This is a genomic window from Bifidobacterium pullorum DSM 20433 (assembly GCF_000771405.1).
Classification (GTDB): domain Bacteria; phylum Actinomycetota; class Actinomycetes; order Actinomycetales; family Bifidobacteriaceae; genus Bifidobacterium; species Bifidobacterium pullorum.
Genome location: NZ_JDUI01000011.1, coordinates 49,135 through 75,936, shown reverse-complemented (window position 1 = coordinate 75,936; position 26,802 = coordinate 49,135). Strand labels below are relative to the sequence as shown.

The window sequence follows — 26,802 nt, the reverse complement described above, 5'->3', positions numbered from 1 at the left end:
CCGGCATCCACGCGTCACCCCGCGAAAGCGGCGGGCCGGGTGTGGACGTGCATGCCCCGGACGGGGTACGTGAGGATTGTGCAAACGTTGGCATCGTCGGGAACACGCCGCTTGATAATGCCGGGGACTGGTGTATAGTGGACCGTGGCTCAATGAAGAGAACCTTCAATGGACCGGATAAGTAAACGCCGAAGTCTACGGTTTCCGCTGTCGGGCGCTGTAGGCGGACGCACCAACCACCTTCCACAACGGATCGTGAGGCACGTACCTGCCTCTGAAAGGATGAACATATCATGGCAGAAGTCGTATTTGACCATGTCACTCGTATCTACCCGGGCAACGACAAGCCTTCGGTGGATGATCTGAATCTGGATATCAAGGACGGCGAGTTCCTCGTCCTGGTCGGCCCCTCTGGCTGCGGCAAGTCCACCACCCTGCGTATGCTCGCCGGCCTGGAAGAGGTCAACAAGGGCCGCATCCTCATCGGTGGCAAGGATGTCACCACGATGCAGCCGAAGGACCGCGACATCGCCATGGTGTTCCAGAACTACGCTCTGTACCCGCACATGACCGTCGCCGACAACATGGGCTTCGCCCTGAAGATCGCCGGCACCCCGAAGGACGAGATCCGCAAGCGCGTCGAGAAGGCCGCCGAGATTCTCGACCTGACCGAGTACCTCGACCGCAAGCCGAAGGCTCTGTCCGGTGGTCAGCGTCAGCGTGTCGCCATGGGCCGCGCCATCGTGCGTGAGCCGAAGGTCTTCCTCATGGATGAGCCGCTGTCGAACCTCGACGCCAAGCTCCGTGTGCAGACCCGTACTCAGATCGCCGCCCTCCAGCGTCAGCTGGGTGTCACCACCCTGTACGTGACCCACGATCAGACCGAGGCCCTGACGATGGGCGATCGCATCGCCGTCATCAAGCTCGGTATCCTGCAGCAGGTCGGCGCCCCGACCGAGCTGTACGATCGCCCGGCGAACGTCTTCGTGGCTGGCTTCATCGGCTCCCCGTCGATGAACATCAACACCCACCCGGTGATCAATGGTCAGGCCAAGATCGGCGAGGACACCGTCGATCTGCCGCGCGAGGCTGTCGCCAAGCTGACCGCCGAGGACAATGGTCAGATCATCGTCGGCTTCCGTCCGGAAGACGCCGATCTCGCCGCTGCTGATGATCCCAACGCCTTCTCGCTGAAGGTTGTCAACGTCGAGGATCTGGGCTCCGACGGCTACATCTACGGCAACATCGTTACCGCCGATGGCGCTGGCGAGGCCTCCACGATGATGTCCGATCAGAACAAGCTCACCACGGTTCGCGTGAACCCGCGTAAGCTCCCGAAGATCGGCGACACCGTCAAGATCAAGATCGACCCGACCAAGATGCACCTGTTCGCTCCGTCGACCGAGCTGCGTCTGAACTAATGCTTGATCGGGTCGCCTGACCTGGTCAACCATTAAACGAGGCATTCTCTTCCTCTCTTTGCCTCGTTGGGAAAAGCCCCGCATAGCTGCGGGGCTTTTCTTGTTTCCGTGAATGTGTGGTTTACGTAAGAAGCGCCCTTTCGGGGAAGGCCCACCGGTGGGTTTGGCACCTGTGCCGGTTACATTAGAAATCATGGAATTGAGTGATCTGCCTCAGATGGACCCGCGTGTGCTGAAGGCCACGTCCGTGAAGTCCGATCCGACCGCGCCGCCGACGGCGGAGCCGCAGGCGTTGAAAATCACGGCTGCGAGCTCGAACCCCAAGATGTTCACCCTGCCGTGGGAGAAGCCCCTGTCGACCTGGCCGGACGAGCTGCTCGCCAATCTGCCGCGAGGCATCTCCCGCCACGTCGTGCGTTTCGTGCACGTCGGCAACTCCGTGTACGCCTTGAAGGAGATCACCCGCAACGTCGCCGAACGCGAGTACGAGCTGCTGCGCCGCCTGGAGAAGCTCGAGCTGCCGACCGTCGAGCCGATCGCCGTGGTCACCGGCCGCCATACCCGTGACGGCGAGCCGCTGGAGGCCATCCTCGTCACGCGGCATCTGAAGTTCTCGCTGCCGTACCGCGCGCTGTTCGCGCGCAACCTGCGTCCGGACACCGCCGAGCGCCTGATCGACGCGCTGGCCGTGCTGATGGTGCGTCTGCATCTGGCCGGCTTCTACTGGGGCGATGTCTCTCTGTCGAACGTCCTGTTCCTGCGCGACGCCGACGCGTTCTCCGCGTTCCTGGTCGATGCCGAGACCGGCGACCTGCACGTCCGCCTGACCGAGGGCCAGCGCGAGTACGACATCGATCTGGCCCGCACGAACATCATCGGCGAACTGATGGATCTGAGCTCCGGCGCGCTGCTGCCGAGCGAGGTCGATGAGGTCGAGGTCGGCAACCGTCTGGTCGAGCGCTACCATTCGCTGTGGAGCGCGCTGACCGACGTCGACAGCTTCAGCCCCGACGAGATGTGGAAGATCGAGAAGCGCGTCAACAAGCTCAACGACCTGGGCTTCGACGTGGACGAGCTGGAGATGAACACCACCCCGGACGGCAACCGCGTGCTGGTGCGCCCGCGCGTGGTGGACGCCGGCTACGCCTCGCGCAAGCTGCTACGCCTGACCGGCCTGGACGTTCAGGAGAACCAGGCCAAGCGCCTGCTCAACGATCTGGACGCCTACCGCGCCTCCACATGGCGTCAGGGCGAGGACCTGGAGATTGTGGCCACCGACTGGATGCGCGAGGTCTTCGAACCGACCGTGCGCATGATCCCGGGCGAATACCGCTCGCAGATCGAACCCGCGCAGTTCTTCCACGAGGTGCTCACCCACCGCTGGTTCCTGGCCGAGCAGGCCGGGCACGATGTGCCGATGGCGGAGGCCGTGGAGAGCTACATCGCCAGCGTGCTGCCGAAGTACAAGCTGGACGCCTCGATGATGGATGCGATCAACGCCGACGCCGATTCCGGCGTGATCGACGACGAGAGCACGTTCGGGAGCAACACGTACGGCAACGGCGTCTTCGACGCGGATGGTCGCCCCGCGCACCTGCGGGTCGACGATGACGACGATTACAACCCGGACGACGACCCCGACGCCGCCGTCTGGAGCCACTGACCCGTCCCGGACCGAAACCGGTCGGCGAGGGCCGCGACGCATGGCATGGCGTCGCGGCCCTCGCCGTATGTGCCCTCCATGACTCCGACGCCATGCCCCGCTCGCTATGGCAGAATCGTGGCGTTGCCTACAGCATAATTATGGTAACCTCTACTGCATAATTATGGTACTTTCTACAGCAGAATTATGGTAATCTGCTATAGCAGGATTATGGAGTTTGCATCTTGGGGGAAGAATGATCATTCCTCGGGCGATGGCGCAGTTAGCGTCGCGAATGGCCGGTTGGTTCCCTGTGGTGTCGGTCACAGGCCCCCGGCAGAGCGGCAAATCGACACTGGTGCGTGAGGTGTTTCCGGACTATGAGTACGTCAATCTGGAAGATCCCAACCTGAGGGCTGTTGCCGCCGAGGACCCGGTGGGATTCATCAGGAATCGGTCGCCGCATCTGGTCGTTGACGAGGCGCAGTATGTTCCCGACTTGTTCTCGATGATTCAGGTGGTGTCTGATGAGAACGGGACTCCAGGGCAATATATCCTGTCGGGCTCGCAGAACTTCTTGCTGTTGAAGAGCATCACGCAGTCATTGGCCGGCCGTGTGGGGTTGCTGAAACTATTGCCGTTGTCATACACGGAACTGCTTGGCGGTGGGATCTCCTCCGGCGTGGACGAGTTCATGATTCGTGGTGGCTATCCACGTCTATATGACGTTGATATGGATGCTGACATCTTTTTTGAGGCCTATATCAGCACGTATGTGGAGCGTGATGTTGCCGGGTACCTTGATGTGCGCGATGCAGCTGCATTCCGGACGGTGTTGAGGCTATGTGCATCCAATGCGGGGAATCTCATCAATTATTCCAACCTTGCGCGGGATGCGGACGTCGGTTTCCGGACGGTGAAGTCGTGGATGTCGATTCTGGAATCCAGCTATATTGTTTTCCCATTGGAGCCATGGCATAGCAATCTGGGGAAAAGACTGACGAAAACGCCGAAGTTGTATTTCTACGATACGGGTTTGCTGTGCCATCTGCTTGGCATCCGTACGGTACCGCAACTGCTGACGCACCCCATGCTGGGCGCGGTGTTTGAGAATCTGATTGTTTCTGAGACCGCAAAGCGGTATCTGAATCGGGGGAAAAATCCGGAGCTGTATTTCTACCGTGATGACAGCAAGCGGGAGATTGATCTCTTGGACTTTACCGACCCCAACAATAGGCTCGCGATTGAGATCAAGTCCTCGCAAACCCATCACGGCAGGTACGGTAAAACGCTTGTGGACGTTGGCGATATGCTGGGCGTTCCAGCTGGCGGCCGTATGGTTGTGTACCGCGGTGACGTGGGGTTGCAAGCCAACGGGTTCGCTGTGACCACCGCCGCTGATTACATCGGGCAATCGGCGTGACATGGTGTCGAGGAATGCTTGGTTAAGCGGTTAAAGTAGAGGGTATGCGCAAGACAACGGTCTACGATGTGGCGGAACGCGCGGGGGTGTCCACCGCCACGGTATCATTCACCTTCCGCCGTCCGGACAAGGTGAAGCCCGCCACCCGCGAGCGGGTGCTCAAGGCCGCGCGCGAGCTCGACTACGTCCCTTCGGCCAACGCCCGCGGCCTGGCCCGCGGCAAGACCGGCGCGCTGGGTCTGTATTCCTTCGACATGCTTATCGAACGGCCTCAGGGCAGCGATCTGGAGGATTTCGCCACCGAGGACATCTTCGAGCGTCCGGATGTGCTGGTCTACCCGTTGTACGCCGACGAGGTGCAACGCGGCTTCGAGGTGGAGTGCTGGCACCGTGGCCAGACCGTGCTGCTGGGCACGGCGGTCTCGAAGCGGGACAATGGCTCGATCACCGATATCGCCGGCCGGGTGGACGGTCTGGCGCTGTTCCCGAACCGCGGCACGGACGACCTGCCGTTGGCGCGGCTGTGCCGCAGCATCCCGGTGGTGCGCATCGGCGAGACCGACGGCGAGCTGCCGTCGGCCGATGTGATCTGCGACAACGAAGGCGGCATCGCGGCGTTGGTCGACCACCTGGTCGACGTGCACGGCGTCACGGAGATGTCGTTCATCGGCGAGCTGGCGACCTACGACATGCATCGACGGTTCGAGGCGTTCCAGTCGAGGGCCGCGGAGCGCGGCATCGCCATGGGGCGTCCGCTGTTGGATGATTCGACCTCGTTCTCCCGGGAATGGCTGGTCAACCTGTGCGAGGCCATCGATGCCGAACAGCTGCCGCGCGCCCTGGTGTGCGGCAATGACCAGACGGCCCTGTCGGTGATCGACCTGCTGCACGACGCGGGGGTGCGGGTGCCGCAGGATGTGATCGTGACAGGCTTCGACGGCATCCTGGCGTCGGCGCTTGCGCCCGTGACGTTGACGACGGTGCGTCAGCCGTTGGGCGCGATGGGGCGTCTGGCGGCGAAGCTGCTGGCCGAGTGCGACGGCATGCCTTGGGACGAGCCGTGCGTGCACCGGATGCCGGTGAAGATGGTGCTGGGCAACAGCTGCGGCTGCGCGTGACCGGTGTCCGCCGTACAGGGGGATGTGCGGCTTGATGCGGGCGTGATGCCCCGATTCTCCTCTGTCCCGATATCCGGCGTGTCGAGAATCTATGCGGTTTGACAAATATCAATCTACGCGCTTAAATTAAAGCGTAATCTACGCGGTTAGATTACGAGAATGGTTCAAGGAGGAGCAATGAAACACACACCGTGGAAAACCGCTGTGGCGGTAGTGGCCGGAACGTCGCTGCTGCTCGGACTGGGCGCATGCGGGCGTAGCGAGGGCGCGTCAACCGGCGCATCCGCCGGCGCCGTCACCAGCATCGACTCCGAGCCCGCCACCGGCGATCTGACGGTCTGGGCGATGGGTAACGAGGGCGACCTGCTGGGTGACTTCGTCGACGGGTTCAAGGAGGAAAACCCCGACGTCAACATCACCGTGACCGCCATCCCGTGGGCCTCCGCGCATGACAAGATCCAGACCGCCATCGCCGCCGGCACCGTGCCGGACGTCATCCAGATGGGCACCACCTGGATGGCCGACTTCGCCGATGCCTTCGCGCCGGTGCCTGAGAACTTCGATCTGAGCGACTTCTCGGCCGGTCCGCTGGAGGCCGGCCAGGTCGACGGCGAGCAGCTGGGCGTGCCGTGGTACGTGGACAGCCACGTCCTGTACTACCGCACCGACATCGCCGCGCGGGCCGGGTGGGATCACGCCCCGGAGACACTTGACGAACTCAGGCAGATGGCCGAGGACGTCAAGCAGGTGGACGGCGTGGAGAACGGCATGTACATCTCCCCGTCCGGCGCCGACTCCTGGCAGGGCACCCTGTGGGCGTTCTTCTCGTCCGGCGTCTCGCTGATGGACGACGAAGGCAACTGGACCCTGGACACCCCGGAGATGCACGAGGCCACCGAGTACATCGACGGCTTCTTCAAGAACGGCATCATCGGCACCAACCTGGACGTCACGCCGGGTGTATCCATCACCCAGTTCATCAACGGCCAGACCCCGATCATGACCGGCGGCCCGACCACCATCAGTCAGATCGCCGATCAGGGCGGCGACCCCGATACGTACGCCACCGCAGTCATCCCGAAGGGCGTGAGTTCCACCTCCTTCGTCGGCGGCGCCGACTTCGTGGTGATGGACGAGGCCGCCAACCCGGACGCCGGCTGGAAGTTCATCCAGTGGATGACCCAGCCGGAGACGCAGGTCGAATGGTACAAGACCGCCACTGTGCTGCCGTCATCGCAGTCGGCCTGGGAGGACGAGGTCCTCGCCGGCGACGAGAAGCTGGCCGCCTACGGCGAGCAGCTCAAGAGCACGCAGGCCCCGCCGGCCGTGCCGACCTGGGCGCAGGTGTCCGCCGCGGGAGACCGCATCATGGAGCAGATCTACAAGGGCCAGCTCACGGTCGATGAGGGGTTGAGGAACCTGCAGGCCGAGGCCGAGTCGATCGGAACCGGTGAGTGACGATGGGCAAGCGTGCTCGTCGTGGGGCTGAGGGCGGCCGCAACGGCGCCCTCAGCCGCCGCCAGGCGCTGATCGCCTGGGGGTTCTGCCTTCCCTTCGTGCTGGTCTTCGGCGTGTTCATGCTGGTGCCGCTGCTCTCCTCGATGGGCATGTCGTTCACCGACATCACCTCGCGGGACCTGCGCACGCCGTTCAACGTGAACATCGTCGGGTTCGACAACTACATCACGCTGCTCACCGATCCCCGGTTCCACAAGGCGCTGCTGACCACCGCGATCTTCGTCATCGTCGGTCTGCCGATCACCATCGCCATCGCCATGGCGTTCGCCGTGGCCCTGAACAAGGGACTCAAGCACCTCAACGCCTTCTTCCGTGCCGTGTTCTATGCGCCGGTCGTCGCCAGCGTCGTCGCGGTCTCGGTGGTTTGGCGGTACATCCTGCAGGACGACGGCCTGCTGAACTCGTTGCTGGCCGTCTTCGGCATCGACGGCCCCGACTGGCTGCACGACACCAGGTTCGCCCTGCCGGCGCTGATGATCATGACGATCTGGCGCAACATGGGCACCCTGATGATCATCTTCCTGGCCGGCCTGCAGGCCATCCCCACCGAACTCAAGGAGGCCGCGGCGGTGGACGGCGCCGGCAAGTGGCGCACCTTCACCAGCATCACCCTGCCGCTGATGAAGCCCACGATCCTGCTGGGCGCCGTGCTCATCTCGGTGGCCTACCTGCAGTTCTTCGAGGAATCGTTCGTCATGACCCAGGGCGGGCCGCTCGACTCGACGCTGTCGGCCGCCTACTACGTCTACCAGCAGTTCGGATTCGGACGCTACGGCATCGCCTCGGCCGCCAGCTGGGTGCTGTTCGTCATCATCGCGGTGGTGAGCGTGCTGCAGTTCCGCATCCTCGGATCCGATGAGTGAAAGGGGAACGCACATGACCGCAATGACGCAACCCGTCGACGTGCCGGAGAACCGCCCCTCGCTGTGGAACAGGTTCCTCAAGGCCCGTGGCCCCGTTTACTGCCTGCTGGCGGTGATCGGCGTGGTGTGGATCTTCCCGTTCCTGACCCAGCCGATCGGCGTGTTCCTCATGCGTCAGTTCATCGCGGGCATCCCCGATGCCCTGATGGAGGCCGCGCGCATCGACGGCGCGGGCGAACTGCGCATCTTCTTCCAGATCATCCTGCCGCAGTGCGGGCCGGCGATGGCCACATTGGCGATCCTGACGTTCCTGTCCAGCTGGAACAACTTCCTATGGCCATTGGTCGCCGCGCAGACCGACGACATGTACACGCTGCCGGTCGCGCTCTCGCTGTACTCCACCGGCCAGAACGCCACGAACTACAGCGTGCTGCTCGCCGGCGCGGTGCTGATCATCACCCCGATCCTGCTCCTGTTCGTCTTCCTGCAGCGCTACTTCATCCAGGGCGTGGCGATGACGGGCATCAAGTAACCAAGAAAGGCAAGGTTGTCATGACAGCACCTTCCTACACGTTCCCGAACGATTTCATCTGGGGTGCCGCCACCGCGGCGCACCAGATCGAGGGGAACAACGTGTCCAGCGACTGGTGGGCGCGCGAGCATTCGCCCAACACCGACCTGAGCGAAGCGTCCAACGACGCCTGCGACAGCTACAACCGCTTCGAGGAGGACATCCGCCTGTTGGCGGCCTCCGGGCTGCGGATGTACCGGTTCAGCATCGAATGGGCGCGCATCGAACCGGAATGCGGCTGCTTCTCCAAGGCGCAGCTGCTGCACTACCGCCGCATGATCGACACCTGCCGCCAGTACGGTGTGGAGCCGATGGTGACGCTGTACCACATGACGCTGCCGCTGTGGTTCGCCGAGCAGGGCGGATGGCGCCGGGCGGACGCGGTGGAGCGGTTCCGACGGTACGTCGAGTACGTGCTGCCGATCCTGCACGACGTGACCTGGGTGTGTACGCTCAATGAACCGAATATGGTGGCATTGACGCGTGGCGGCACGGAGGGCTCCGACTTCATCGCCGCGTCGCTGCCCTATCCGGATCCGGAGATCTCGGAGAATCTCGTCGCCGCGCACCGTAGCGCCCGCGAGGTGCTTTCGACCATTCCGACCATCAAATCCGGCTGGACGATCGCCTGCCAGGCCTTCCACGCCGTACCCGGATGCGAGGCCGAGATGGAGGCGTACCAGTATCCGCGCGAGGACTACTTCACCGAAGCGGCCGCCGGCGACGACTTCATCGGCGTGCAGGCCTACCTGCGCACTTTCATCGGCAAGGACGGCCCGGTGCCGACCGACCCGAACGCCGAACGCACGCTGACCGGATGGGAGTACTTCCCGCCGGCGCTGGGCATCGCCGTACGGCACACCTGGGAGGTCGGCGGGCACACGCCGATCTTCGTGACCGAGAACGGCATCGCCACCGCGAACGACGCACGCCGCATCGACTACACCTACGATGCACTCGCTGGCCTGCATGACGCGATGTCCGACGGCATCGACGTGCTCGGTTACCTGCACTGGTCGCTGTTGGACAACTACGAGTGGGGATCGTTCCGGCCCACCTTCGGCCTCATCGGCTGGGACAAGGACACGTTCGAACGGCACCCCCGCCCCTCGCTGGAGTGGCTGGGCAACGTCTCACGCTCCGGCGTGCTGAGTCATCCCGCGCGCTAGCGGTATCGCGCGCGGGACTTCCGGGGAGGGCCGGCCATCGCGAGCCCTCCCCTTTTTCGTCTTGACCGTCAGTTCGCGGCGGCCTCGCGGCGGGCCCGCGCCACGGCGTACAGACTGATGCCCGCGGCCACCGAGGCGTTGAGCGACTCGACCATGTCGGAGATCGGGATGCCGGCGACCGCGTCACAGGCCTCGCGGACCAGACGGCTGACGCCCTTGCCTTCCGAACCGAGCACCACGATCAGCGGATCGGTCTCGAACCCGGTCTCGCCGACGAGCTTGTCGCCGCCGCCGTCCAGCGCCACGGCGTAATAGCCGCGCTCCTTCATGCTCTCGATGGCCTTGGTCAGGTTCACCACGCGGGCCACCGGCATATGCGCGGCGGCACCGGCCGACACCTTCCACGCCGCGGCCGTCACCGAAGCGGAACGACGTTCGGGCAGGATCACACCGTTCGCGCCAAACGCGGCGGCCGAACGGATCACGGCACCGAGGTTCTGCGGGTCGGTCACGCCGTCGAGCGCGATGAACAGCGGACGCGCGGCCATGCGCGCGGAGGCGGAGTTCGCGGCCTCCATCGCCTTGGCCTTCTTGTCGGCGCGCTCCACCAGATCGTGCAGCGAGGAATACTCGAACGGCTGCACCTTGAGCACCACACCCTGGTGGTTGCTCGAACGGGCGATGCGGTCCATCTCCAGGCGGTCCGCCTCCAGCAGGTTGAGCCCCCGCTGGCCGGCCAGGCGCACGATGTCGCGCGTGCGGTCGTCATGCTCGATGCGGGTGGCCACATACAGCGTGGACGAGGGCACGCCCACGCGCAGCGCCTCCAGCACGGCGTTGCGGCCGATCACCAGATCGTCCGAATCGGAGGTGAACTTGGCCGCGCGGCGTCGGGCCGCCAGCCGTGGATCGGCCATCTTGCGGCGATCGGCCGCCTTCTTGGCCCGGTATGCCTTGTGATAGACGCGATCCTCGGCCTTGGGCGTGGGGCCCTTGCCCTTCAGCTTGTTGCGGTGCTTGCCGCCCGACCCCTTGGTCGGTCCTTTCTTCATAGCCATGCGCACCATTCTCCCAGCACCCCTCAACCTGCGCGGTGCGGTTCGGCGTTCATGACGGCGAAGTTCAGGCCGATCAGCACGCCGCCGCCCACGAAGTTGCCCAGCAGGATCACGCCGACCGCCGCGACCTCAAGCAGCGGATCGCCCACGCCGTGCAACCCCACGATGAGGAACAGCACCGAGTCGGCCACCGAATGCTCGAATCCGAGGAACGCGAATACGAAGACCACCGTCACCATGATCACGCATTTGGTGAAGTCGTTGGTGAGCTTGCCGTTGTAGACCATCAGCATGCCGACGTTGATGCAGAAGTTGCACAGGATCGCCCGCACGAACAGATCGGCCACGCCGGCCGCCCCGGCCTGGAGGTATCCGGTCTTCAGCTGCACGGCGGCGACCATCTGTTCGAGCACCATGCCGTCGGTCACGGTCGAGCAGCGCAGTAGCGCCGCCACGACCAGCCTGCCAATCAGATTGCCCGCGAAGCACAGCGCCAGAATCCGCAGGGACCGCGCCCACCCGATGCGGTGATGGTAGGCGCCGATCGACACGATCATCATGTTCGAGGTGAGCAGTTCCGAGTTCGTGTAGAAGATGAGTACCAGCGCCCAGCCGAAGGTGACCGCGCCGAGCACGCGGCCCGCCGCCGGCGCCCAGGCCGGGGCTCCGGCCGTCGAGAACGCCGCGACGATCGCGAAGTACGTCGTGAAGAAGATGCCCACGAACAGGCCGGCCATGATGGCCCGCTGCAGGTACTTGCTCGTCAGCTCGCCGGTCATCGTCTTCTTGCTGTCCAGCGCGTCGAGCACGGTGCTCACGAAGGTGCGCCCGGGGAACAGCGGGTCCACGGGCCGGGTGGAGGGTGTGGTGGGCGATGGGGGTTGTACGTTCATGATTCCAGTGTGGCACGCCGCGGCCGCATCCGCCCTGCGTACGGGTGTGAGCTATCTCGCAGAGGCGGGCGTCGGGGTGGCGTGGGCCCTGACCGGAACGGGGCAGAAACCGCTGATATGACCGGTTTCCGTGGCTCGCGCCGGGTAGAGGGTTTTGCTTATAATGGCTGGGTATGCGTCGGCGGCAAAAGCCCCGGCGCCCATATCCGCGCAGTCGTGACTCGGCCGTGTGCGCACGCCGCCCGCGTCGGGAGGACTGAATACTCCGCGGCTTATTGAGGAGAACAACAACCATGGTTGATCGCAATGATCAAACCGATGTGTCGGAGGCGACGAAGGCGCAGGAGGCCCTGCTGCATGACGTTGACCCGTCGCTGACCGATGCCAATGATGTAGCCAAGGCGCTGAACGTCGACCCGGCCACCGGCCTGAGCTCCGACGAAGCCAAGCGCCGTCTTGAGAAGTTCGGCCCGAACGAGCTGGCCAGCGCGCCGCCGGTGCCGAAGTGGAAGAAGTTCCTGGCCCAGTTCGAGGACCCGCTGGTCTATCTGCTGTTGGCCGCCACCGTGATCTCCACGATCGCGTGGTTCGTCGAGCGCATGAACGCGGCCCCCGGATCCGAAGGCGGCGAACCGCTGCCGTTCGATTCGATCGTGATCGTGCTGATCCTGATCGTCAACGCCGTGCTCGGCTATATTCAGGAGGCCCGCGCCGAACAGGCCGTGGCCGCGCTCGCCCAGATGACCGCCCCGCAGACCTCCGTGCTGCGTGACGGTCAGGTCGTGCGCGTGAACACCTCCGAGGTCGTCCCCGGCGATATCGTCGTGCTCGGCGAGGGCGACACCGTCTCCGCCGACGGCCGACTGCTGACCGCCGCCTCGCTGCGCATCGCAGAGGCGAGCCTGACCGGCGAATCCGTGCCGGTCGGCAAGAAGCCGGAGACGCTGGAAAGTGCCAAGGCCCTCGGCGACCGCGCCAACATGGTGTTCAACGGCACGTCCGTGACCCAGGGCACCGGCCGTGCCGTCGTGACCGGCACCGGCATGAACACGCAGGTCGGCAAGATCGCCGACATGCTCTCCCAGACCGAAGACGAGGCCACCCCGCTGCAGAAGGAGCTCGCGCACGTCTCGAAGATCCTCGGTATCGCCGTGTGCATCATCGCCGCGCTGGTGATCGTGGCTCTGTTCATCACCGAAGGCTTCACCGGCATCGAGGACGTCATCGACTCGCTGCTGCTGGCCGTCTCGCTGGCCGTGGCCGCCGTGCCCGAGGGCCTGGCCGCCATCATGACCGTCGTGCTCGCGCTCGGCGTGCAGCGCATGGCCAAGCACCACGCCATCGTCAAGAAGCTCAGCTCCGTGGAGACGCTGGGCTCCGCCTCCGTGATCTGCTCCGACAAGACCGGTACGCTGACCCGTAACGAGATGACCGTCGAACGCGTCGTCACCCCGTCCGGCGAGGTCTCGATCACCGGCACCGGCTACGCGCCGGTCGGCCAGATGGTCGGCGTGGACGGCTCTGACGTCAACGAGGCTGTGCGCGCCGAGGTGCTGTCGACGCTCGTCGCCGGCACGCTCGCGAATGACGGCGACCTGCGTGAGAACAACGGCAAGTGGGAGATCGTTGGCGACCCGACCGAGGTGTCGCTGATCGTCGCGGCCCGCAAGACCAAGGCCGACAAGGCCACCGAACGCTTCACCCGCGTGGCGGAGGTGCCGTTCACCTCCGAGCGCAAGCGCATGTCGATCATCGCCAAGGACAACACCGAGGGCGGCAACCTGACCGTGTTCGCCAAGGGCGCCCCGGACGTGCTGCTGAGCTTCTGCTCGCGCATCGCGGTCGGCAACCAGGTCCGCCCGCTCACCGACGGCGACCGCCAGGACATCCTGGCCGACGTCGAGCGCCTGTCCGGCGAGGCCTACCGTACCCTCGGCGAGGCCTACCGCCCGCTTGAGACCGCGTCGCTGGCCGCCGTGCCGGGCATCCGCGCCAACGCCGCCGGCGAGGTCTCCGACATCGCCGAGCAGAGCGACGTCATCGAGAACGACCTGATCTGGACCGGCATGGTCGGCATCATCGACCCGCCGCGCACCGAGGTGCGCGACTCCGTGGCCGAGGCCCGTCGCGCCGGCATCCGCACCGTCATGATCACCGGCGACCACCCGCTGACCGCCGCCCGCATCGCCTCCGACCTCGGCATCATCGCCAAGGACGGCAAGGCGCTGACCGGCGACCAGCTCGACGCGCTGACCACCGACGAGGAGTTCGACAAGGCCACCTCCGAGGTCTCCGTCTACGCGCGTGTGGCTCCGGAGCACAAGCTCAAGATCGTGTCCTCGCTGCAGCGTCAGGGCAACATCGCCGCCATGACCGGCGACGGCGTCAACGACGCCCCGGCCGTCAAGACCGCCGACATCGGCGTGGCCATGGGCATCACCGGCACCGAGGTCACGAAGGAATCCGCCAAGATGATCCTGGCGGACGACAACTTCTCCACCATCGTGGCCGCCGTGCGCGAAGGCCGCGGCATCTTCGACAACATCCGCAAGTTCCTGCGTTACCTGCTGAGCTCCAACGTCGGTGAGGTGTTCACCGTGTTCGGCGGCGTCATGCTGGCCGGCGTGCTGGGCATCACCCAGCCCGAGTCCACCGGCGTGACCCTGCCGCTGCTCGCCACGCAGCTGCTGTGGATCAACCTGCTGACCGACGCCGCCCCGGCCCTGGCCATGGGCGTCGACCCGCAGACCGAGGACGTCATGAACCGCAAGCCGCGCAAGCTCACCGACCATGTGATCGACCGCGATATGTGGATCGACATTGCGTTCATCGGCATCATCATGGCCGCCGTCACGCTGATCGGCATGGATATGCACCTGGCCGGCGGTCTGTTCACCGACCGCTCCGTGGACGCACTCGGCCATGAGGCCCAGCTGACCGAGGCCCGCACGATGGGCTTCACGATCCTCGTGTTCGCCCAGCTGTTCAATGCGCTCGCCTCGCGCTCGTCGCGCCAGTCCGCGTTCGTCGGCCTGTTCTCGAACAAGTGGCTGTGGGGCGCGATCGCCCTGTCCATCGTGCTGCAGCTGCTGGTGATCTACGTGCCGTTCCTCAACGGCCCGTTCGGCACCACGCCGCTGAGCCCGCTGGCCTGGGTCGAGTGCATCTGCCTGGCCGCGTTCGTGCTCATCGCGTCCGAGATCTACAAGGCCATCATGCGCGCCATCGACAAGGCGCATGGCAAGGAGTCGAGCCGCTGAGCCCGGCGTTGACCGGTCTGACGGCTTGATGGCTCTGGCCTGAGCCGAGAAACCAAGGCGCCCGTCCTCATCGCGTTGAGGACGGGCGCCTTGCTATATGCGTGCACGACTGGCTGGTCCTTCGCCGCAGCCTTACGGCGTTTATGCGTCAAAAGGTGCAGTTGGCGACACTGCCCTGGCTCTTCTGACGCAGTTGACCAGTGCTACTGCGCCAAAAGGGTCACTCGGCGCCGGGCAACTGGTCCTTTTGATGCAGTGGCATGGGGCTGCTGCGACTTTTGGTCCTATCGGCGTGCTTCGGCACGCCATACGGCAGCAGCCGTCAAGCCCGATGAGGGCCGCGATCGCCGCTGTACTCAGTCGGTGATTGCGGCCTTGTAGAAGTTCACGTAGGAACGGCTCGGGGTCGGGCCGCGCTGGCCCTGGTAGTGCGAGCCGGTCTCCTTGGAGCCGTACGGGTGCTCGGCCGGCGACGACAGCTGGAAGAAGCACATCTGGCCGATTTTCATGCCCGGCCACAGCTTCACCGGCAGCGTGCTCACGTTCGACAGCTCCAACGTGATGTGCCCCTCGAAGCCCGGATCGATGAATCCGGCCGTCGAATGGGTCAGGATGCCGAGGCGGCCCAGCGAGCTCTTGCCTTCCAGCCGTGCGGCGATCGTGTTGTCCAGCTTGACGTACTCCCATGTGGAGCCCAGCGCGAACTCGCCGGGATGCAGGATCCACGGCTCGTCCGACGCCACCTCGAACTGCTCGGTCAGCGCGCCCTGGTTCTCGGCGGGGTCCACGTAGGTGTAGGCGTGGTTGTTGAACAGCCGGAAGAAACGGTCGAGCCGCACATCGATCGAAGCGGGCTGGACCATCTCGGGGGTCCAGGGCTCCAACGAGATATGGCCGTCGGCCTGGGCGGCGAGGATGTCGCGGTCGGACAGCAGCATCGGGTCTCCTTTGCGTTGCCGCGCACCCATCCGGTCGCGCGGTCGGATATCACACTCTCTGCTCACCAGTCTAGCGCCGCACGCGCAGGCGGAGTTGCATGGCCGTCGAAACTCCGGGCATGCCCGGTGCATTCATCTATTGTTCAGGTTTTTCAGGAACTTATCAGAAAACCTCAGACATGTGCCCAGAATCGGGTGGTTTCATAATAACTGTCAGCACAACAGCTGGCCAGGAGCCGCAGCAGTTCCCGACAATTGAACCCTTTCTTCTTCTCTCTCCTTTCTCGCCCCGGTGGTCAACCCCACCGGGGTTCTTTCTTGTCCGACCATCCGTAACCGAGCCCGGAGGGGTGCCCGAAACGAGGTCGGGATATAGTGTGGATATGAGCGAATTCGAGCAGCAGTCGTTGATCGGACGTGAATCCACCGTGGTGCCGGGCAGGTTCGGCGAGCCACTGACGGTGACCGACGTGGCCTGGTCCCGAGGCGGAGGCAATGCGGCCCCACGCCGTCCGATGTTCCTGTGCCTGCACGGCTGGGGTTCCAACGAGGAGGACCTGGCCGACCTGATGCGGCACATCGCCCCATACAACGACTTCGCCTCGCTGCGCGCGCCGCTGAAGCTTCCCGGATTCACCATGGGGGAGTTCGGATTCGGCGCCGGCGCGTACTCATGGTTCCATGACTGCGTGCCCTCGGGCGACGATCTCGATTACGACGCATACGCCGCCGCGCGGGCGATCGACGCGTGGGTGGCGGAAAACATCGCCGACGACCGCGATGTGGTGCCGATCGGCTTCTCGCAGGGCGGTTTGCTGGCCATCCATCTGCTGCGGGTGCATCCCGAACGATACCGCGCCGCCATCAGCCTGTCCGGATTCCTCGCGCCCGGAACCGTTCCCGGTACCGCGCCCGCGGATGACCGTCTCGCCGAGCGGGAGACACCGATGTTCTACGGGTACGGCGACCGTGACGGCATCATCCCGCGCAGTGAACTGCACGCCACCGAGGCGTGGCTGGAGGAACACACCTGGTTGACGTCCCAGTGTTACTGGGACCTGGACCATGCGGTCAACCTGCAGGAGCTTGCCGACATCCGCCAGTGGCTCGTCACGCACGACATCGCCTCCGGCATGATGTAAGGCCGGGCCGGATCGCGCCTGCTTGCCGGGCGCCGATGCGGGCCGCGGCCCAGCGGCGCGCGCCGGTCGCTCAGATGCTTGCGTCGGCGTCCACGCTCATCACATACACGTTGCGTCGCAATGCGCGGGCCTGCGCACGCGTGATGTCGCCGGACTCGAACATGTCCTGGATGATGCCCAGCTCGATGCCGTAGCTTTCGCGCTTGACGTCGTCGGCCATCGTGAACGCGGCCGTACCGGCCCCCACACTGGGGCGTGCGCGCAACGTGGCCTCGGCCCGTCGGTAGTCGAGCAGCAGCAGCGAGCAGTGCTCGGTGCTGTACCGGGTGCCGCGGATCTCGTCATACAGGCGGTTGATGACATGCTCGATGGCCTCGACCTGCAGCGCCCGCACCCGCTCCAACACCTCATCCTCGTTCAGCAGCGGGGTGGTGCGCCGGATCTTGCTGACCACACGCCGCGTCAGCGCCTCTGTACGCCGCTGCATGGCGCGGACCCGGCCGCGAATCTGGGAGACGGCGTGCCCCGAGGAATCATGGTCCGCCGCATGGCGCAAGGTGTCCATGATCTGGTCGAGCATGCGCTCGCAGGCCTCGATGTTCAGATCCCGGTCATGGGCGTCGGCGGCGTCCGACTGGCGAAGCGAGGCCAGCCGCTCCTTGATGAAGTCTTTCTCCCAGTACAGGGCGTCGATCTGCAGCTGCTCGAACCCGTGCGGATCCACGCCGCCGATGCGCTGCTTGAGCCTGGTGATGCGCTTGGTGTACGAGTCGATGACCATCAGCACCGCACGGCGGTTCTCCGTGGTGATGCGTTGCGTCAGCTCCTCCACCGTGCGACGCAGCACGTCGATCGTGATCTCGGTGATCTCCTGCGACTCGTCCGTTCCATGGTTCGGGGCGATCAACGGCAGCAGGAAGTTCGCCAGCAGCAGCGTGACGATGATGACGCCGGAGGCGATGAAGATCAGCTCGTCGCGCATCGGGAACAACGCGCCGGATGCGGTGAAGAACGGGATCGTCAGCATCAGCGACAGGGTGATCGTGCCCTTCGGCCCGCCGAAGGTCATCACCGCGGCGGAACGCCACCGGCCGGCCGTCATCCGGCGGCGCTTGCCCGTGTGCTGGTCCTTGGTGATGCGCAGCATCGCGGCCACCCACAGGAACCGCATCACGATCACCACCAACGAGACCAGCAGGATCACACTGATCAGCATCGTGTTGCTGACGCCCGGATCCTCCCAGCTGCGGCTCATCGCGTCCGGCAGCAGCATGCCCAGCAGGATGAACACCGCGCCGTTGAGACTGAACGACAGCACCGCCCACACGCTGGAGGACACGATGTTGGTGCGCGCCACGTTCGGCCCGATGCCCGTGTGGTCGAACCGCACCAGCAGACCGCAGGCCACCACCGCCAGGATGCCGGAGACGTGCGCAATGTCCTCCGCGGCCAGATACAGCAGGAACGGCAGGAACAGTTCCATCAGGATGCGTGTGGTCGTGGTCTCCCAACCCAGCGAGCGGATCGTCTCGAACAGCCAGTTGACCACGATGCCGACCGCCAGACCGAACAACGTGCCGCCGATGAACGAGACCGCGAACTCCCCGGCGGCCTCACCCAGCGAGAAGGCGCCGGTCACCGCCGCCAGGATCGAGAACTGGAAGCCCACAATGCCGGAGGCGTCGTTGAACAGCGATTCGCCCTTGAGCACGCTGAGCTGGCGTTGGGTCAGCGCCGCCTCCTTGCCCAGCGAACTGACCGCCACCGCGTCGGTCGGTCCCAGCGCGGCGCCGAGCGCGAACGCCGCGGCCAACGGGATTGCGGGCCAGAACGAGTGCACGGTGAACCCCACGGCCAGCATCGTGGCGATCGCCAGGCCGATGGCCAACGACAGCGAGATCTTCAGCGATTTGAACAGCGCCGACTTGTCGATCTCATGCGCCTCCAGGTACAGCAGCGGCGCGATGAACAACACCATGAACAGCTCAGGGTCCAGATCCGTTTCGGGGAAAAACGGCAGATAGGTGGCCAGCACGCCGAGCGCGATCTGCACGAGCGGCGTCGAGATCTTCGGCAGGAACCGGCTGAGAAACGAGGAAAGCACCACCGCCGCCAGCACGCAGAGAATCAACGTGAATACATCCATGGTGCTCCTCTCTGCACGGCGGTGGCCAATGGTGATGGCCGGGCATGAACGCCGCTCATTACTCATGGTAGGAAAACCCGCCGATTGCACGGACGGTGCCCGTGCGGATGGGCTTGGCCGTGGATGGTGCCGGCGTCCTGGCCATGTTCGGCGTGGCTCTCCCATATATATGGGTACGTCGGGTCTGACAGGTGTTCACCCGAACGGAGCTCCTCGTCGCGGGCGGGATGCCTGACGGTCGCTAGACTGGACGGCATGACGAACGACGAGGCGATGGGGCGCGCATTGGCGCTCGCGCAACAGGCTGCGGCCGAGGGCGATGTGCCGGTGGGCGCCGTGGTGCTCGACGCCGAGGGACGCGTGATCGGCGAGGGACGGAACCGGCGCGAGGACAACGGCGATCCGCTGGCCCACGCCGAAGTGCTGGCGATGCAACAGGCCGCAGCCGATGCCCATCGGGCATGGAATCTGGCCGATTGCACGCTGGTCGTGACGTTGGAGCCGTGCCCGATGTGCGCGGGTGCCTGTCTGCAGACGCATATCGGGCGCATCGTGTTCGGCGCGTGGGACGCCAAGCTGGGCGCCTGCGGCTCGGTGTGGGACATCCCGCGCGATCCGCACATCGGCCACAGCCCCGAGGTCATCGGCGGCATCCGGGAAAAGGAGTGTGCGGCCCTCCTGGGGGAGTTTTTTGCGACGCGTCGCTGAGGCGGGTTCGCACTACCTCGCGGTATCAGGTGGCGAGGGTTGAAATTCCGCCACTGCGGTGGTTTCAATTCGAGGTAGTGCGAACCCTTATTTTTTTCCAAAACTCAAAACACTCCGTTGCCGGTCAAATAAAGCCGTTCGCTCTACCATCGGAACCATCAACCAACCGATCCGACCCATGAAGGAGTGGTGCAATGGCGCGCATTGTTGCATTGTCCAATGAATCCGATGCCGTGGTTGCGGTGTATGCGGAGCAGCCCGAAGCCGGCGTGGCGTTTGCGTTGGCGTTCCCCGAAGGGGAACTGCCGCGGCTTGTGTACTGGGGTCGCCCCATGACTCACCCTGAAACGGTCGTGGACGCCGCCGACGCCCTGCGCCCCCAGCGCGTGTCCGGCGCGCTCGATTACACGCCGTGGCCGAGCGTGCTGCCGACTCAGGCGGAGGCTTGGATCGGCGAACCGCGCCTGGCGCTGCGCCGCGACGGCGTGGAGGTGTTCTGCCGGTTCACCGTGACCGACACCACATTGACCGAAGGCGATCGCCCCGCCGTCACCGTGACCGCCGAGGACGCCGAACAGCAGGTGGCCTTGACCTGGACGATGGAGCTCGACCCCTCCGGTCTGCTCCGCCAGCGTGCCGCCATCCGCAACCTGGCCTACGGCGAACTGGAAATCGGCAAGGTCGAACTCGGCTTCGCCGTCCCCGGCTGGGCCACCGAGATCCTGACCACCACCGGCCACCACCTGCGCGAGCGCTCCCCGCAGCGCCAGCCGCTGACCATCGGCCGGTTCCAGCGTACCTATGTGGCCGGCCGCCCCGACTTCGACGCCTCGCTGCTGCTGACAGTGGGCGCCCCCGGATTCGGATTCGAACACGGTGAGGTGTACTCCACACATGTGGCATGGAGCGGCAACAGCCTGCTGTCCGCCGAACGTCTGCCCTATACGCAGCCCGTGATCGGCGGCGGGGAGATCCTGTTCGGCGGCGAAGTGACGTTGCCCCACAACGCCGCATACGAGACGCCGTGGGTGTATGGCGCGTACGGCGACGGCCTGAACGAGGTCGCCTCCCGCTTCCACCGGTATGTGCGCTCCTGCCATCCCGAGATGGCCATCAAGCCGCGTCCGGTGATCCTCAACACCTGGGAGGCCGTGTACTTCGACCAGAACTATGACACGCTGGTCGCGCTCGCCGACAAGGCCGCCGACAGCGGCGTGGAGCGTTTCGTGGTGGACGACGGCTGGTTCGGCTCCCGTCGCGACGACACCTCCGGCCTGGGCGACTGGCAGATCGCCCAGTCGGTATGGCCCGAAGGCCCGAAGAGCCTCAAGGCGCTCGCCGATTACGTGCATGGCAAGGGCATGCAGTTCGGCCTGTGGTTCGAGCCGGAGATGGTGAATCCGGATTCCGAGATGTTCCGCAACCATCCGGATTGGGTGCTCAAGCCCACGGCCAACCGCCTGCCGATGCAGGGCCGTTGCCAGCAGGTCGTCGATCTGACCAACCCGGAGGCCTACGCCTACGTGTACGACTGCATGGACAAGCTGGTCGAAGAATTGGGCATCGACTATATCAAGTGGGATCACAACAAGCTGGTCACCGAGGCGTTCTCGCCGGAGAACGCGCGTCCCGCCGTGCATGAGCAGACGCTGGCCGTCTACCGCATCTTCCGCGATCTGAAGGCCGCTCACCCCGGCTTGGAGATTGAGAGCTGCTCGTCGGGCGGCGGTCGCGTGGATCTGGGCATCCTGGAGGTGGCGGACCGCATCTGGGCCTCCGACTGCGTGGACCCGGTGGAGCGTGCCGACATCCAGCGCTACACGTCGCTGCTGGTGCCGCCTGAGATGATCGGCGAGCATGTGGGTGCCAGCCCCGCGCATTCCACGCATCGCAGCACGAGCCAGGAGATGCGCATGGCCATGGCGTTCTTCGGGCATATGGGCATTGAGTGGAACCTGCTGAAGGAGCCGCAGGGCGACCTGGACAAGCTGGGCGTATGGGTGGCCGAGTACAAGCGCCATCGCGCCGATTTCGCCACCGGCACGGTGGTGCATGGCGACGAAGGCGATCCCGCGGTCCGTCTGGACGGCGTGGTCAGCGCCGACAAGGCCCGCGCCGTGTACCGGTTCACCCAGCTGACCACATCGCAGACCTATCCGGCCGCTCCGGTGCGTCTGCCCGGCTTGGATCCGGATGCGGTGTATCGGGTGATGCCGCTGGACATGAACCGCGAGTTGAAGCTCAACGTCACCGACGGGCAGAGCCTCGACATCACCAATGGCCAGTCGCCGCTCGGCTGGTGGAACGCCGACGGTGTGTGCCTGACCGGCCGCGCGCTGCAGACCTACGGCATCCGTCCGCCGTCCCTGCATCCCGCGCAGGCCGTGTTGTTCACTGCCGTGAAGCAGTGACGCGGCGACCGCGTCAGCGTTCGATGTAGCGGATGAGGACGCGGCTGGCCGCCGCCTTGGCCCAGAGCGCCCAATCGTGGTCGATGATCTCGAAGACCACCGGGGCGCTCTGGTTGTGCCGGTAGTTGTTGATGCCGTCGCGGATGGCGTCGGTGCCCAAGCGGGCGATGAACGCGGACTCGCCGGCGATCATCACCTTGTCCGGCATGGCCAGATTGGCGATGGCGGCGATCAGCGTGCCCAGCCGGAAACAGGTGCGGTTCACCAGTCTGGTGGCCAGTGCCCGTCCCGCCCGGGCATCGCGTCCGAAGTCGTCGAAGGTGACGGCCTTGCCGATCATCTGCGAGTATTCCTCCGCAATGGAGTCGCTGGTCAGGCATTGTGCGCAGCCGCGGTGCCCCGACACGCAGCGGGGCCCGTCCGGGTCGATCAGGATATGTCCGGCCAGACCGTATGTCTTGTCGGGGTAGTTGATCGGCGTGCCGTGGAAGGCCAGCGAATAGCCGATGCCGGTCCCGATGGTGAGGATCGCGAAGTTGTCATACCCCACGCCGCCGCCGAACCAGCAGGCGTCGACGAGCAGCGAGTCGATGTCGTTGTACAGGCGCGTGGGCAGTCCGGTCGACTGCTCGACGAGTGCGGCGAACGGTATCCGCCCCTCCCAGTGCAGGAACGGCGCGAAGGTCACGATGGTGTCGTCTACGATATGGCCGCCGACGGCGATGCCGATGGCCGTCGGCGTTGGCAGGTGCGCATCCGCCAGATCGGCCGTGCATGCGGTCACCAGTTCGGCGACGGTATGAGCCAGGACGTCAGGCGTCTGTTCTGCGATCGCGTGGCTGTGCGGGCGTGAGACGATGATGCTGCGCGCGTCGATGGCAACCGCGGTGGCCAGGTGCGCGTTGATCTTGACGCCGACGAAGGTGCGCGCGTTCTGACGGATGCGCAGCGCGGTCTGCGGTCTGCCGCGCCGCTCGCGTGGCTCGGCGGCTCCGTCGGGTTCCGTGGAGGACTCCTCGACGACGCCGTCGTAGATCAGGTCGCTGGTGATGCGCGACAGTGCGCCTTGGGACAGCCCCAGGTCCTGGGCCAGCGTGGTCCGGGCGATCGGCCCGTGCTTGAGGATGGCGGCGGCGACGCGGTGGGTGTGGTCCGACCGGTGGAACCAGTGGGGGAACTCCATGACGTGGAGGTCGGTTCGGTCTGTGCGGCTGAGGTTGGTGTCCATAGATCTCCCTGACGTGTGTGCTGATTACCAGTATAGGTATTTTCTTTCCGTCTGAAAGAAATGACGGTCCATTTTGTTGCGGATTGGTGGTGGGCACGCCAAGACTGGGAATGAAAAAGCCGGGGTGGCACCGTTGAACACGGGACAGGGTAACGATGCCCTGGCCGTGGACATGAGGATAAAGGAGTCGATAATGCAACCTGTTTTCCGTACGATGCGGTGGTCCGCCGCGGAGCCGGGACGGCAACACCCGGCATCGCGCTGGCCGCGTCGCCTCGCCGGAGCCGCCGTTGCGGTCGCGTTGGGTGCATCCCTTGCGGGATGTGGTGCGGCTGATGCTGGCACGGTGACGATTGATTTCTTCCAGTACAAGACCGAAGCCAGCGACTGGTTCACGCAGAAGGCGCGGGAATTCGAGGAGACGCATCCGAATATCAAGATCACGGTGAACAACTCCCCGAACGCGGTCACCGATCTGCGCACCCGTCTGGTCAAGGACCGCGAGCCGGACGTGATCACCATCAACGGCGACATCAACTACGGTCTGTTGGCCGAGGCCGGCGTGTTCCATGATTTCACCGACGATCCGATCGTCGACGAGCTGAACGAGGGCATGGTCGAGATCGCCAAGAACCTCGTGCAGACCGACGACCCGGACGGCAAGCGCCTGTACGCGATCCCGTACGCGGGCAACGCCTCCGGATACATCATCAACGTGGAGCTGTGGGAGTCGGTCGGTCTGGACCCGTACAACCCCCCCACCACCTGGTCGGAGTATCTGGACGCGCTCCAGACGTTCAAGGACGCCGGCATCACCCCGGTGGAGGCGTCGATGGCCGAGGCATGGACCCTGCAGGCGCCGCTGTCGTCGCTGAACTCCACACTGGTGCCGGAGAGCGAATACCAGAACATCAAGGACGGCACGAAGACCTTCGGTGACCTGTGGCGGCCGGTGAGCGAGAAGCTCGTCGAGATCTTCCAGAACTACACGCAGACCAATCCGTCGGTCACCTACCAGCAGGCCACGCAGGACTTCGCCAACGGCAAGGCGGCCACCCTGCCGCTGGGCACCTACGCCATCCCGCAGGTGCGGCTGATCAACCCGGATATGGAGCTGGTCTTCGCGCAGATGCCGGCCACCGACGACCCCGCCGAGCAGAAGCTGACCGCCGGCGACGACGTGATGCTGACCATCGGCGCGCACACCGACCACTACGACGAGGCCCGCGAGTTCGTGGACTTCCTGATGGAGGAGAAGACGCTCGAGGACTACTGCGATGCGCAGTCCGCATTCGGCCCGCTCAAGGAGACCTACGTGGGCGAACCGGCGCTGGAGACCGTGCTGCCGTTCTTCGAGGAGAACCGGATCACCGACTTCTGCGACCACTACATGTCCTCGTCGATCAACATCGCCGGCTTCCTGCAGACGCTGGTGAACACCGGCAACGTCGACCAGTTCCTCAACTCGATGCAGACCGAGTACGACAAGGTCCAGGCCCGTAACTTCAGGTAGGAGACAACAATGGCAAAGGCAACAAAGAACAAGGTCAGCCGGTACTCCACCCGCAAGGTCGATCCGGCGTTCTACTGGATGACCGTGCCCGCGGCGATCCTGGTCGCGATCTTCCTGTACTGGCCGTTCCTGCAGGGTGCGTTCTACTCGCTCACCAACTCGCAGGGATACGGCACCTGGGACTTCATCGGTCTGAAGAACTTCATCGCGATGTTCTCCGACAGCCGCGTGGGCAACGCGTACATCTTCACCATCGTGATGGCGGTGGTGATCACCGTCGGGCAGAACTTCCTCGGATTGTTCCTGGCGGTGCTGCTCAACTCGAAGATCGCGTTCAAGAACGGGTTCCGCGCGCTCTTCTTCGTACCGTACATGCTGGCCGTGCTGGTCATCGGCTACGTGTTCAAGTACATCTTCATGGTCCCGATCCCCGAGATCGGTCAGGCGCTCGGCATCGACTGGCTGTCCACGTCGCTGCTGACCAACCCGGACCTGGCGTGGTTCCCGATCGCGTTCCTGTCGATCTGGCAGGGCGTGGCCTACTCCACGCTGCTGTACCTGGCCGGCCTGCAGACCATCGACACCGAGGTCTATGAGGCGGCCGACATCGACGGCGTGAACGCCTGGCAGAGGTTCTGGCAGATCACGTTCCCGCTGATCGGCCCGTTCTTCACGATCAACATGGTGCTCAGCCTGAAGAACTCGCTGAGCATGTTCGACCAGGTCGTGGCCCTGACCGGTGGCGGCCCGGATTCCAAGACCGAAACGGTTTCGTACCTCATCTTCTCGAACGGTCTGGGTAACGGCGAGTACTCGTACCAGATGGCCAACGCCGTGACGTTCTTCATCGTCCTGGCCATCCTCGCATTCATCCAGTTGAAGTTCTTCAGCGGCAAGGAGCAGATCTGATGACCAGCACAACGAAGTCGCCCAAGAGGGCATACACCAAGCGGGAGGGCTTCCGCAAGGACCACAAGATCAACTGGTGGCTGACCGCGGTGGTGGCCGTGTTCTCGCTGACCATCCTCATCCCGCTGTACTTCACGATCGTCACCGCGCTGAAGACGCCGGCCGAGGCCGGCACGTTCAGCCTGCCGACCACCTGGGAATGGCATAACTTCGCCGACGCGTGGAACTACATCGACTACCCGAAGGCGGCGCTCAACTCGGCGATCATCACCGTGGTGGCCGTCTGCCTGACGCTGCTGACGAATACGTTCGTGGCGTACGCGGTGGCCAGGAACATGGACAAGCGGTTCTTCCGCTTCCTGTACTACTTCTTCCTGGCCATGATGTTCGTGCCGTTCACCGTCATCATGCTGCCGATCGCGCACCAGATGGGTTCGCTGCACCTGGACAACCAGCTCGGTCTGATGCTGTTGTACACCATCCTGGGCCTGGGCTCCAACCTGTTCATCGCCATCGGCTTCATCCGCTCGATTCCGGTGTCGCTGGAGGAGGCCGCCCGCGTGGATGGCGCCAGCACCTGGCGCATCTTCTGGACCATCATCTTCCCGCTGATGGGCCCGATCAACTCCACGATCGCCATCCTGACCGTGCTGTGGGCGTGGAACGACTTCCTGCTGCCGTTGATCACGCTGACCGATCAGGGCAACCAGACGATCCCGCTGGCGCAGTACGTGTTCCAGAGCCAGTTCACGTCGAACTATCCGATGGCGTTCGCCTCCTACCTGATGGCGATGGCCCCGGTGCTCATCGTGTACGTCTTCGCCCAGAGGTGGGTGATCAGTGGCGTAATGAGGGGCGCGGTCAAGTAAAG

Annotated in this window: 20 protein-coding genes; 15 read left to right on the top strand and 5 right to left on the bottom strand. The window is 64.6% G+C overall.

Annotated features, from left to right (window positions below; translation table 11 throughout):
* Positions 1 to 293: 293 nt before the first annotated feature.
* The 8 genes from OU11_RS06770 (at position 294) to OU11_RS06735 (ending at position 9,725) form a co-directional block, all read left to right on the top strand.
* A complete protein-coding gene (locus tag OU11_RS06770) occupies positions 294 to 1,421 on the top strand; it encodes an ABC transporter ATP-binding protein (protein ID WP_033515516.1) in 1,128 nt (375 codons plus the stop codon).
* A 193-nt stretch (positions 1,422 to 1,614) separates the two neighbouring features.
* Positions 1,615 to 3,084: a DUF4032 domain-containing protein gene (locus OU11_RS06765; RefSeq protein WP_033515515.1), complete on the top strand. Its 1,470-nt coding sequence runs from the start codon at positions 1,615 to 1,617 to the stop codon at positions 3,082 to 3,084.
* A gap of 253 nt (positions 3,085 to 3,337) precedes the next feature.
* Complete coding sequence (locus tag OU11_RS06760) at positions 3,338 to 4,486, top strand: ATP-binding protein (RefSeq protein ID WP_223224099.1); 1,149 nt, start codon at positions 3,338 to 3,340, stop codon at positions 4,484 to 4,486.
* Between the two features lie 44 nt (positions 4,487 to 4,530).
* Complete coding sequence (locus tag OU11_RS06755) at positions 4,531 to 5,604, top strand: LacI family DNA-binding transcriptional regulator (RefSeq protein WP_033515511.1); 1,074 nt, start codon at positions 4,531 to 4,533, stop codon at positions 5,602 to 5,604.
* Between the two features lie 177 nt (positions 5,605 to 5,781).
* Positions 5,782 to 7,062, top strand: coding sequence for an extracellular solute-binding protein (locus OU11_RS06750; RefSeq protein WP_033515509.1), 1,281 nt, complete (start codon positions 5,782 to 5,784; stop codon positions 7,060 to 7,062).
* A gap of 2 nt (positions 7,063 to 7,064) precedes the next feature.
* Positions 7,065 to 7,985 carry a carbohydrate ABC transporter permease gene (locus tag OU11_RS06745; RefSeq protein ID WP_033515507.1) on the top strand — a complete coding sequence of 307 codons (921 nt, stop codon included), beginning with the start codon at positions 7,065 to 7,067 and terminating at the stop codon, positions 7,983 to 7,985.
* On the top strand, positions 7,978 to 8,517 hold the full coding sequence (locus OU11_RS06740; protein ID WP_420885324.1) for a carbohydrate ABC transporter permease: 540 nt from the start codon (positions 7,978 to 7,980) through the stop codon (positions 8,515 to 8,517). Before OU11_RS06745 ends, OU11_RS06740 begins: the two co-directional genes overlap by 8 nt.
* Positions 8,518 to 8,537: 20 nt before the next feature.
* Positions 8,538 to 9,725 (top strand): glycoside hydrolase family 1 protein, encoded by a 1,188-nt coding sequence (locus tag OU11_RS06735; protein WP_033515503.1) that lies wholly within the window; start codon positions 8,538 to 8,540, stop codon positions 9,723 to 9,725.
* Positions 9,726 to 9,793: 68 nt separating this feature from the next.
* On the opposite strand, the gene rlmB is transcribed toward OU11_RS06735, so the two are convergent.
* Both rlmB and OU11_RS06725 read right to left on the bottom strand, forming a co-directional pair.
* Positions 9,794 to 10,783, bottom strand: coding sequence for a 23S rRNA (guanosine(2251)-2'-O)-methyltransferase RlmB (gene rlmB, locus OU11_RS06730; protein WP_033515592.1), 990 nt, complete (start codon positions 10,781 to 10,783; stop codon positions 9,794 to 9,796).
* Between the two features lie 23 nt (positions 10,784 to 10,806).
* Entirely contained in the window at positions 10,807 to 11,676 is an 870-nt protein-coding gene (locus tag OU11_RS06725) for a formate/nitrite transporter family protein (protein ID WP_052122755.1), read from the bottom strand.
* A gap of 293 nt (positions 11,677 to 11,969) precedes the next feature.
* On the opposite strand from OU11_RS06725, the gene OU11_RS06720 reads away from it, so the two are divergent.
* Entirely contained in the window at positions 11,970 to 14,936 is a 2,967-nt protein-coding gene (locus OU11_RS06720; RefSeq protein WP_033515501.1) for a cation-translocating P-type ATPase, read from the top strand.
* A 356-nt stretch (positions 14,937 to 15,292) separates the two neighbouring features.
* Here the strand turns inward: OU11_RS06720 and dcd are convergent, their stop codons facing one another.
* The gene (dcd, locus tag OU11_RS06715; RefSeq protein ID WP_033515498.1) at positions 15,293 to 15,874 is read right to left on the bottom strand and encodes a dCTP deaminase; all 582 of its coding nucleotides are present in this window, start codon (positions 15,872 to 15,874) and stop codon (positions 15,293 to 15,295) included.
* A 383-nt stretch (positions 15,875 to 16,257) separates the two neighbouring features.
* Between dcd and OU11_RS06710 the strand changes: the two genes are divergently transcribed.
* The gene (locus OU11_RS06710) at positions 16,258 to 17,016 is read left to right on the top strand and encodes an alpha/beta hydrolase (RefSeq protein ID WP_033515496.1); all 759 of its coding nucleotides are present in this window, start codon (positions 16,258 to 16,260) and stop codon (positions 17,014 to 17,016) included.
* Between the two features lie 70 nt (positions 17,017 to 17,086).
* On the opposite strand, the gene OU11_RS06705 is transcribed toward OU11_RS06710, so the two are convergent.
* Positions 17,087 to 19,162 carry a Na+/H+ antiporter gene (locus OU11_RS06705; RefSeq protein WP_033515494.1) on the bottom strand — a complete coding sequence of 692 codons (2,076 nt, stop codon included), beginning with the start codon at positions 19,160 to 19,162 and terminating at the stop codon, positions 17,087 to 17,089.
* 255 nt (positions 19,163 to 19,417) lie between these two features.
* Here OU11_RS06705 and OU11_RS06700 point away from each other — a divergent pair, with 255 nt between their 5' ends.
* Together OU11_RS06700 and OU11_RS06695 are read left to right on the top strand one after the other, a co-directional pair.
* Positions 19,418 to 19,870: a nucleoside deaminase gene (locus OU11_RS06700; protein ID WP_033515492.1), complete on the top strand. Its 453-nt coding sequence runs from the start codon at positions 19,418 to 19,420 to the stop codon at positions 19,868 to 19,870.
* 194 nt (positions 19,871 to 20,064) lie between these two features.
* Positions 20,065 to 22,281 carry an alpha-galactosidase gene (locus OU11_RS06695; protein ID WP_033515490.1) on the top strand — a complete coding sequence of 739 codons (2,217 nt, stop codon included), beginning with the start codon at positions 20,065 to 20,067 and terminating at the stop codon, positions 22,279 to 22,281.
* Positions 22,282 to 22,294: 13 nt separating this feature from the next.
* Here the strand turns inward: OU11_RS06695 and OU11_RS06690 are convergent, their stop codons facing one another.
* Positions 22,295 to 23,509, bottom strand: coding sequence for an ROK family transcriptional regulator (locus OU11_RS06690; RefSeq protein WP_052122754.1), 1,215 nt, complete (start codon positions 23,507 to 23,509; stop codon positions 22,295 to 22,297).
* A 214-nt stretch (positions 23,510 to 23,723) separates the two neighbouring features.
* Here OU11_RS06690 and OU11_RS06685 point away from each other — a divergent pair, with 214 nt between their 5' ends.
* The 3 genes from OU11_RS06685 to OU11_RS06675 are packed head-to-tail and all read left to right on the top strand — an operon-like array spanning position 23,724 to position 26,800.
* Positions 23,724 to 25,022: an ABC transporter substrate-binding protein gene (locus OU11_RS06685; RefSeq protein WP_052122753.1), complete on the top strand. Its 1,299-nt coding sequence runs from the start codon at positions 23,724 to 23,726 to the stop codon at positions 25,020 to 25,022.
* A 9-nt stretch (positions 25,023 to 25,031) separates the two neighbouring features.
* A complete protein-coding gene (locus OU11_RS06680; RefSeq protein WP_033515488.1) occupies positions 25,032 to 25,931 on the top strand; it encodes a carbohydrate ABC transporter permease in 900 nt (299 codons plus the stop codon).
* Positions 25,931 to 26,800, top strand: a complete 870-nt coding sequence (locus tag OU11_RS06675; protein ID WP_033515486.1) for a carbohydrate ABC transporter permease — start codon at positions 25,931 to 25,933, stop codon at positions 26,798 to 26,800. The genes OU11_RS06680 and OU11_RS06675 overlap by 1 nt, the downstream gene beginning before the upstream one ends.
* Positions 26,801 to 26,802: the final 2 nt, after the last annotated feature.

Coding starts and splice junctions, on each gene's coding strand:
- OU11_RS06770 (WP_033515516.1), top strand. CDS start 294: ATGGCAGAAGTCGTATTTGACCATGTCACTCGTATCTACCCGGGCAAC.
- OU11_RS06765 (WP_033515515.1), top strand. CDS start 1,615: ATGGAATTGAGTGATCTGCCTCAGATGGACCCGCGTGTGCTGAAGGCC.
- OU11_RS06760 (WP_223224099.1), top strand. CDS start 3,338: ATGGCGCAGTTAGCGTCGCGAATGGCCGGTTGGTTCCCTGTGGTGTCG.
- OU11_RS06755 (WP_033515511.1), top strand. CDS start 4,531: ATGCGCAAGACAACGGTCTACGATGTGGCGGAACGCGCGGGGGTGTCC.
- OU11_RS06750 (WP_033515509.1), top strand. CDS start 5,782: ATGAAACACACACCGTGGAAAACCGCTGTGGCGGTAGTGGCCGGAACG.
- OU11_RS06745 (WP_033515507.1), top strand. CDS start 7,065: ATGGGCAAGCGTGCTCGTCGTGGGGCTGAGGGCGGCCGCAACGGCGCC.
- OU11_RS06740 (WP_420885324.1), top strand. CDS start 7,978: ATGAGTGAAAGGGGAACGCACATGACCGCAATGACGCAACCCGTCGAC.
- OU11_RS06735 (WP_033515503.1), top strand. CDS start 8,538: ATGACAGCACCTTCCTACACGTTCCCGAACGATTTCATCTGGGGTGCC.
- rlmB (WP_033515592.1), bottom strand. CDS start 10,783: ATGGCTATGAAGAAAGGACCGACCAAGGGGTCGGGCGGCAAGCACCGC.
- OU11_RS06725 (WP_052122755.1), bottom strand. CDS start 11,676: ATGAACGTACAACCCCCATCGCCCACCACACCCTCCACCCGGCCCGTG.
- OU11_RS06720 (WP_033515501.1), top strand. CDS start 11,970: ATGGTTGATCGCAATGATCAAACCGATGTGTCGGAGGCGACGAAGGCG.
- dcd (WP_033515498.1), bottom strand. CDS start 15,874: ATGCTGCTGTCCGACCGCGACATCCTCGCCGCCCAGGCCGACGGCCAT.
- OU11_RS06710 (WP_033515496.1), top strand. CDS start 16,258: ATGAGCGAATTCGAGCAGCAGTCGTTGATCGGACGTGAATCCACCGTG.
- OU11_RS06705 (WP_033515494.1), bottom strand. CDS start 19,162: ATGGATGTATTCACGTTGATTCTCTGCGTGCTGGCGGCGGTGGTGCTT.
- OU11_RS06700 (WP_033515492.1), top strand. CDS start 19,418: ATGACGAACGACGAGGCGATGGGGCGCGCATTGGCGCTCGCGCAACAG.
- OU11_RS06695 (WP_033515490.1), top strand. CDS start 20,065: ATGGCGCGCATTGTTGCATTGTCCAATGAATCCGATGCCGTGGTTGCG.
- OU11_RS06690 (WP_052122754.1), bottom strand. CDS start 23,509: ATGGACACCAACCTCAGCCGCACAGACCGAACCGACCTCCACGTCATG.
- OU11_RS06685 (WP_052122753.1), top strand. CDS start 23,724: ATGCGGTGGTCCGCCGCGGAGCCGGGACGGCAACACCCGGCATCGCGC.
- OU11_RS06680 (WP_033515488.1), top strand. CDS start 25,032: ATGGCAAAGGCAACAAAGAACAAGGTCAGCCGGTACTCCACCCGCAAG.
- OU11_RS06675 (WP_033515486.1), top strand. CDS start 25,931: ATGACCAGCACAACGAAGTCGCCCAAGAGGGCATACACCAAGCGGGAG.